The following is a 238-nucleotide window of genomic DNA, read 5'->3' on the forward strand; positions in this document are numbered from 1 at the left end:
AGTATGGAACTGTTCTTTATAAAAATATGAAGTGGGGGAATGAGAAATGTCAGTTACAGCTAAAACACTTTCTTTAGTATTGGAAGGCACATTCGGGCTTACAGCCGCAGTTTACTCAGGCGGAGACTATTTGAATGATATCAAGGGGAACTATAGCAAGCTTCAGGAAAAAATTGTGCTGACTGCTGACGAGGCGAAGACTAAGATTGATTCCGCGAACGGCCTGGTGCAAACTCTT

The 238-nt window shown here is 42.4% G+C and carries 1 protein-coding gene; it reads left to right on the top strand.

Annotation, left to right across the window (positions count from 1 at the left end):
* Window positions 1–46 precede the first annotated feature (46 nt).
* The coding region (locus L9G74_RS21975; RefSeq protein ID WP_238899050.1) for a hypothetical protein at window positions 47–238 on the top strand (192 nt) is incomplete at its 3' end.

This window comes from Shewanella electrica (genome assembly GCF_022321485.1).
Classification (GTDB): Bacteria; Pseudomonadota; Gammaproteobacteria; order Enterobacterales; family Shewanellaceae; genus Shewanella; species Shewanella electrica.